At 48.2% G+C, this 7,310-nt stretch carries 8 protein-coding genes and 1 rRNA gene; 2 read left to right on the top strand and 7 right to left on the bottom strand.

The features are described from left to right. Positions 1-94 (top strand): 5S ribosomal RNA (rrf, locus tag M2371_RS13860); the annotation flags it as partial. Between the two features lie 97 nt (positions 95-191). On the opposite strand, the gene M2371_RS13855 is transcribed toward rrf, so the two are convergent. The 5 genes from M2371_RS13855 to M2371_RS13835 form a co-directional block, all read right to left on the bottom strand. Beyond that, a complete protein-coding gene (locus M2371_RS13855; RefSeq protein WP_034498941.1) occupies positions 192-950 on the bottom strand; it encodes an amino acid ABC transporter ATP-binding protein in 759 nt (252 codons plus the stop codon). Between the two features lie 10 nt (positions 951-960). Next, entirely contained in the window at positions 961-2,061 is a 1,101-nt protein-coding gene (locus tag M2371_RS13850; protein ID WP_259267956.1) for an amino acid ABC transporter permease, read from the bottom strand. A gap of 9 nt (positions 2,062-2,070) precedes the next feature. After that, positions 2,071-3,252, bottom strand: coding sequence for an amino acid ABC transporter permease (locus tag M2371_RS13845; RefSeq protein WP_259267955.1), 1,182 nt, complete (start codon positions 3,250-3,252; stop codon positions 2,071-2,073). 69 nt (positions 3,253-3,321) lie between these two features. Beyond that, complete coding sequence (locus M2371_RS13840) at positions 3,322-4,347, bottom strand: amino acid ABC transporter substrate-binding protein (RefSeq protein WP_172893083.1); 1,026 nt, start codon at positions 4,345-4,347, stop codon at positions 3,322-3,324. 504 nt (positions 4,348-4,851) lie between these two features. Further along, positions 4,852-5,073 (bottom strand): hypothetical protein, encoded by a 222-nt coding sequence (locus tag M2371_RS13835; RefSeq protein ID WP_034498932.1) that lies wholly within the window; start codon positions 5,071-5,073, stop codon positions 4,852-4,854. Positions 5,074-5,554: 481 nt separating this feature from the next. Here M2371_RS13835 and M2371_RS13830 point away from each other — a divergent pair, with 481 nt between their 5' ends. After that, the gene (locus M2371_RS13830; protein WP_072011214.1) at positions 5,555-5,878 is read left to right on the top strand and encodes a DUF1889 family protein; all 324 of its coding nucleotides are present in this window, start codon (positions 5,555-5,557) and stop codon (positions 5,876-5,878) included. 89 nt (positions 5,879-5,967) lie between these two features. On the opposite strand, the gene fis is transcribed toward M2371_RS13830, so the two are convergent. Together fis and dusB are read right to left on the bottom strand one after the other, a co-directional pair. Further along, positions 5,968-6,264, bottom strand: coding sequence for a DNA-binding transcriptional regulator Fis (fis, locus tag M2371_RS13825; protein WP_000462905.1), 297 nt, complete (start codon positions 6,262-6,264; stop codon positions 5,968-5,970). A gap of 25 nt (positions 6,265-6,289) precedes the next feature. Further along, a complete protein-coding gene (gene dusB / locus M2371_RS13820) occupies positions 6,290-7,255 on the bottom strand; it encodes a tRNA dihydrouridine synthase DusB (protein WP_034498926.1) in 966 nt (321 codons plus the stop codon). Positions 7,256-7,310: the final 55 nt, after the last annotated feature.

The raw sequence follows: 7,310 nt of genomic DNA, 5'->3' as shown, positions 1-7,310 counted from the left end.
TCCCACCTGACCCCATGCCGAACTCAGAAGTGAAACGCCGTAGCGCCGATGGTAGTGTGGGGTCTCCCCATGCGAGAGTAGGGAACTGCCAGGCTTCAAATAAACAAGAAGGCCATCCGAAAGGATGGCTTTCTTGTTATGGATTTTTGTCAGGAAAATAAGGCCACTATCGTGGCCTTTATCTTTGAATATCAATGAATGACCTGCGACAAGAAAGCTCTGGTTCGCTCTGACTTCGGATGTGCAAAGAACTCATCGGGGGGCGCTTGTTCAACAATTTCCCCTCGATCCATAAAGATAACTCTATCAGCTACCGTTCGTGCAAAGCCCATTTCGTGTGTTACACACAACATCGTCATGCCAGATTCTGCCAGGCCAATCATCGTATCAAGCACTTCTTTAACCATCTCAGGATCGAGTGCAGAAGTGGGTTCATCAAACAGCATGATCTTGGGCTTCATACATAACGAGCGAGCAATCGCCACACGCTGCTGTTGCCCACCAGAGATTTGTCCTGGGAATTTATGCGCGTGCTCGGCAATTCGCACGCGTTCCAGGTAATGCATTGCGAGTGCTTCGGCCTCTTTCTTGGGCATTTTGCGCACCCAAATCGGGGCAAGCGTGCAGTTTTGCAGTACGGTCAGATGTGGGAAAAGGTTAAAGTGCTGAAATACCATGCCAACCTCAGTCCGCACTTTCTCAATATTGCGTAAATCATCATTCAGCTCGGTTCCATCAACAACAATACGCCCTTGTTGATGCTCTTCCAGGTGGTTTATACAACGAATTGTTGTTGATTTACCTGAACCAGAAGGGCCGCATAGAACAATACGTTCACCTTGTTTGACCTTCAGATTAATATCTTTCAGTACGTGAAATTGCCCGTACCACTTATTAACATTCTCCAGCATGATCATCGCATCAGCGGGTTGCATAGTCATTTGGCTCATTTATTCATCCTCAGTGCGGTGCTCTTCCGGTGTTAAAACGTTTTTCAAGATGCTGGCTGTAGCGCGACATACTGAAGCAGAAAATCCAGTAGATAAGCGCGGCAAAAACATATCCTTCGGTCGACATGCCTAGCCAGGCGGGATCAACCGTGGCTTGTTGCACGCTACTGAAGAGATCAAACAAGCCAATAATGATCACCAGACTGGTGTCTTTGAATAGGGCGATAATGGTATTAACCAGGCCTGGAATGACCATTTTTAGGGCTTGAGGTAAGATAACCAGCCCCTGTGTTTTCCAGTACCCCAGCGCCAGAGATTCCGCCGCTTCATACTGCCCTTTTGGTAGCGCCTGTAAGCCGCCACGTACAACTTCTGCCACATAGGCCGACTGGAACAAAATCACGCCAACCAATGCGCGGATCAATTTATCAATGCTTGTCCCTTCGGATAGAAATAACGGCAGCATGACGGATGACATAAACAATACGGTGATTAGCGGCACGCCGCGCCAGAATTCAATAAACACCACCGACAAAATTCTGACGACAGGCATTGTTGAACGGCGACCTAATGCCAATAAGATCCCCAGCGGCAATGCTCCGGCGATCCCAACGGATGCAATGATCAGCGTTAAAGTTAACCCTCCCCACTGACGTGTTTCGACACGATCCAACCCTAAAAACCCACCGTACAATAAACCCCAAACAACCAATGGATAGACGACGGCCCACACCGCGATATAACGTCCCCGGCGCGGCATCGCATTCCAGAACATAGGAATGATGGAAGCCAGGCCAATCAAAAGCGCCAGGTTAATGCGCCAGCGCTGATCATGAGGATAAAGTCCGTACATAAATTGCCCAAAACGTGCATGGATAAACACCCAACAAGCACCTTCTTTGGTGCAATCAGCACGGCTTTCACCTATCCAGTTCGCTTGGAAAATCGTCCAGTTTAACAATGGCGGGATCAGCTCCCACATCATCCACAAACAGAAAATAGTCAGTAAGCTATTAGACCAGCTTGAAAAGAGATTCTTGCGTGCCCACTGCACAGCTCCGGACCGAACAGCTTTTGGGCGCGTGTGATGTGACATTAATACTTTTGTCATCGTGGTTCCTTAGCGCTCAATCAGGGCTATTCGCCGATTATAGATATTCATCAAGAGTGATATTGTCAGGCTGATAATCAGATATACCGACATCGTTATGGCAATAGTTTCAATGGCTTGACCCGTCTGATTCAGCACCGTTCCGGCAAATAAAGAAACCATATCCGGATAGCCAATAGCGGCCGCCAGAGAGGAGTTTTTCACGATATTGAGATACTGACTGGTAAGCGGTGGAATGATGACGCGCATTGCCTGAGGAATGATGACCTGGCGCAATGTGACCGGGTTAGGTATGCCTAATGAGCGCGCCGCTTCGTGCTGGCCATAAGGAACTGACTGGATTCCGGCACGAATAATTTCGGCAATAAAAGCGGAGGTATAAACCGACAATGCGAGAGTTAATGCCGCAAGCTCAGGAATAAGCACCATACCACCGCGGAAGTTGAACCCACGCAAAGCTGGGACATCCCAATGCAGTGCCGCGCCGAAAATCCATTGAGCCGCAATCGGCAGCAATATCAATAAACCCAAAGCAAAGGGCCATGTACGGCGCAATTGCCCAGTTTTTATCTGGTGCATTTTGTTGTAGCGAAACAGGCCCGCAGAAATGATCAATGCAGCCGCAATAGCAGCAATAAAGGCCAGTATTCCTTCACCTATTTGCGGAGAAGGGATGTAAAGCCCACGGTTGCTCAGAAAGAGAAGATCAAAGGCATTAACCGCCTGACGGGGGCCGGGTAAGTTGCGCAGTACTGCAAAATACCAGAAGAAAATCTGCAATAAAGGAGGGATATTGCGGAACGTCTCGATATAAAAAGTAGAAAGTTTGCGTAGAAGCCAGTTATCGGAAAGCCGGGCTAAACCGAGGAAGAAGCCGATAAATGAAGCAAATACGATGCATAATGCAGAAACCAAAAGGGTATTCAGCAGGCCGACCACAAACACCCGACCATAAGTATCGCCCTGCTCATAATCAATGAGATGCTGGACAATACCGAAGCCTGCGCTGCGATCCAGGAATGCAAAACCGGAGGTAATGCCACGATTGCTAAGGTTGGTGACGGTGTTGTGTATCAGGTAAATGGCAATGCCAGCGACGATGACGACCGCAATAATCTGATACAGCCACGCACGAACCGCAGGATTTGAAAAGGAGAGATCTCCTTTTAGGAGTGGGCGGCGATGGGACATAAGCGAACCTCAATAACATGAACTCAAACCCTGGGCACTACCGCGGCAGTGCCCATTTTGACGTCTCGCTTAGCGAACCGGTGGTGCGTACTGAATGCCACCTTTATTCCACAGATTATTTTGCCCGCGCTTAATCTTCAGTGGGCTATCAGAACCCACGTTATGTTCAAAGATTTCAGCGTAGTTACCCACTTGCTTCACGATGTTATAGGCCCATTTGTTATCGAGCTTGAGGTCTTTACCGAAATCGCCTTCTTTGCCTAACAGATGCGCCATATCTGGTGTTGTCGGGTTAGCGGCCATCTGGTCAACGTTTTTAGAGTCAACGCCCATTTCTTCGGCATTCAGCATAGCGAACAGCGTCCAGCGTACGATGGAGAACCAATCTTCATCACCGCGACGAACTACCGGGCCAAGAGGTTCTTTGGAGATGACTTCAGGAAGAACGAGCCACTCGCCTGGCGTACTCAATTTGATACGGAGGGCGTAAAGCTGAGACTGATCAGAAGCCAGCGTATCGCAACGGCCTGATTCCAGCGCTTTGGCTGATTCATCAGAACGGTCGAAGGTCACTGGGGTGTACTTCATGTTGTTGGCTTTGAAGTAGTCAGCCACGTTCAACTCTGTGTCTGTACCAGCTTGAATACAAACTGTTGCGCCATCCAGCTCTTTCGCACTCTTCAGACCTGCTTTGTTGTGCGTCAGGAAGCCGATACCATCATAATAAGTGACGCCAGTAAACATCATGCCCATGCCAGCATCACGAGAGGACGTCCAGGTCGTATTGCGCGACAGAATGTCCACTTCGCCAGACTGGAGGGCGGTGAAACGCTCTTTTGCTGTCAGCGGGGTGTATTTAACTTTCGAGGCATCCCCAAATACCGCAGCAGCAACACCGCGACAAACGTCTACATCAATGCCGGTAAACTTCCCGTTGGCATCAGCATAGGAAAAACCTGGCAGGCCATCGCTAATCCCGCATTGCACAAAACCTTTCTTTTTTACCGCTTCAAACGTGGTCCCAGCGTGAGCCTGCCCGACGATTGCGAATAATGCACCGGCTGCGACCAGAGTGGAGAGTAGCGTCTTTTTCATAATGCATCCTGTGTGGCGAAATTATCGTTATAAGTATTGGCGCTTGCGTGGCGCCGTTTTCCTGTCTGTGGCATCTGCCAGTCTTGTTAAAGCAAAGGGAGTGCCAAGATTGCGAGTCGCGGTATGCGTGTACTACGCGTCGCAGTTAGCTGAGTGTAGACAGGAAAAATCGCTCGCATCGCCCTGAAACGGTGCAAAAATGAAACCTACGCCACATTTCAGCACAAAAAAGTTTCAGTTTTAGATCATATGAAAAGAAGTAGTTTCTGACGTTAATATTAGCTTGGGTGCTATTAATGTTGGGGTGTGAGAAGCATCACGGCTCTTGATGCAACAAAACAAAAAAGCACGAAACTGAGTGATTTGTTTCACTCTAAAAGGGCTGCAGGGGCGACCTAAAAAGGAAGGGGCTATCTTTGCTTGCACTTAAAAGATGCAGAGGGATTTTCTCAATAAAAAAGCGCGCCCTGATTGGGCGCGCTTTTTGTAATTCGAACGGAATGCTTATTTAGTTAATGCAACGATACCAAGCGTTAAGCCTGCAATCGCAGCGGCACCACCGGCGATTGCGCCTGCGGTTTCCCAGTTATCCTGAGTCGTCCCTTTCATGCAGGTATTGGTGTGCACCAGGCGGCCCTGATCATCATAAACAGGCACGCAAGGTGACTCTGTTGCACAACCTGCCAGAAGTGTTGAAAGCAACGCAGCAGCAATTAGCTTTTTCATTTGGAACCTCATTGAAACAAACCCCGGTGAGGGATAACTCGCGCTGTGGGCTACGGGAAATCTACAAACCTGAACCGGCGTGAATATGGTGATTTTATCACCGTCATCACCCTTGCGAGAGAAGGGAATAATTGCAATTCATGTGCTGTGTAAACAAAGTGGAGAGAAGGGGGCAAAAGCAAATAAATGTGGAGAGAAAATGAATTTGAGAATTTTCGGATTTTAATCCGGCATAGCAAAGTAAAGTTATCGTGGTTAACACCGCGCTTCTCAAGGCGTGCCTATAATTCAACAGGCAACGCTTCCAACCATGCTCGTTCTTGCACCAGCAGCAACCACTTTTCAGATTTAAAAGTGACCATTTCCTCAGGAAGCGTTCAGTGTGTCACAACTATTTAAAAGGGTGTTCACCCATAATGGTAACCTTTTAAATCATATGGTTAACTGAGGGAGTCGGTGCATGCACAGACTCGTTTAAAATATGGACAATTTTAAGGACAAGAATATGCCAACTGTCATTGAAAAAGCATTGGACTACATTGGCGGTATGAATACATCCGCATCAACGCCAGATTCTATGGACGAAAGTACAACTAAAGGAATTTTTAAGTATCTGAAAGAGTTGGGCGTACCGGTTAGTGCTGCCGATGTGACGGCTCGCGGTGATCAGGAGGGATGGAATACTGAGTTCACGAAAAAGGTGGCCGGTTGGGCTGAAAAAGTTGAGTCTGAAAATCGTATTGTTATTAAAAACCCTGAATACTTTTCTTCCTATATGCGGGAAGAACTCAGAGCGCTAGTGTGAGTTTCTACACACGCGTATCACCAAAATTAAAAAAGGCGCTTCCCCATGCCGAGTAGCGCCTTTTTAAACAACAAGTTAACTGATTAATATCAGTTCATGCCGTATTTTTTCAATTTCTTACGCAGCGTGCCACGGTTGATGCCCATCATCAGGGCAGCGCGGGTTTGGTTGCCACGGGTGTATTGCATCACCATGTCCAACAATGGCTGCTCTACTTCAGCCAATACCAGCTCATACAGATCATTAACATCCTGACCATTCAGTTGAGCAAAATAGTTCTTCAGTGCCTGTTTCACGGAGTCACGCAGAGGTTTTTGGGTAACCTGATCCTGTGAGTTAACGGTTGAAACGGTTAGTACGTCAGAATTTACGCGTTGTTCGAACATAGTTCTGTCAGCTCTTTATTTCTAATTACGCAAGATTTTCGAAGTATGCCTCCAACGCCTCAAGCTGTTCGCTTGCATCCTCAATGGCGTTGAATGTGCGCCGAAACTGGTCATTTGGAGCGTGTTCCTGTAGGTACCAGGAAACGTGTTTGCGAGCAATCCGGTATCCCTTTGCATGACCATAAAAGTCATGAAGTTCGCGAATATGCCCGCAAAGTAAGCGCTTCACCTCTGCCAGAGGCAGGGGAGGAAGCAGCTCTCCAGTGTCCAGATAATACTGGATTTCCCGAAAGATCCAGGGTCTTCCCTGAGCTGCACGTCCTATCATCAGAGCATCAGCCCCTGTATAGTCAAGCACAGCTCTGGCTTTAAGCGGGTCAGTAATGTCACCATTCGCGATTACCGGAATGGAAACTTTCTGCTTAACTGCCCGAATGCTGTCGTATTCAGCATCTCCCTGAAATAAACAGGCGCGGGTGCGTCCATGAATTGTCAGAGCCTGAATGCCACAGTCTTCAGCCAGTTGGGCAATCTCTTCACAGTTACGGTGCGCCGTATCCCAGCCTGTGCGAATCTTCAACGTCACAGGTACATCAACTGCGTTAATTACCGTCGTCAGGATAGACTTCACCAGACTTGGGTATTGCAGCAGAGCGGAACCCGCGAGTTTGCGATTCACTTTTTTCGCTGGGCATCCCATATTGATATCAATAATCTGGGCGCCATTAGCCACGTTAATGCGTGCGGCCTCTGCCATCTCATCAGGATCACTACCGGCAATTTGCACGGTGCGAATACCTGGTTCATTCACGTGCACCATCCGTAAACGTGATTTGTCGCTCGCCCAAACTTCTGGGTTAGATGACATCATCTCCGAAACAGTAAGCCCCGCCCCCATCTCGTAACACAGCGTCCTGAATGGTCTGTCAGTAATTCCAGCCATCGGTGCTGCAATCAGTCGATTCCTGAGCTGGTGGTGTCCAATGCGCATGAGTTAAGAAATGACCATACTTGCCTGCAAGGCGGCGTATATTACGCATTTTTAG

It is taken from the genome of Buttiauxella sp. BIGb0471 (assembly GCF_024807715.1).
GTDB lineage: Bacteria > Pseudomonadota > Gammaproteobacteria > Enterobacterales > Enterobacteriaceae > Buttiauxella > Buttiauxella agrestis.
This window is presented reverse-complemented; position numbering and strand designations above follow the sequence as displayed.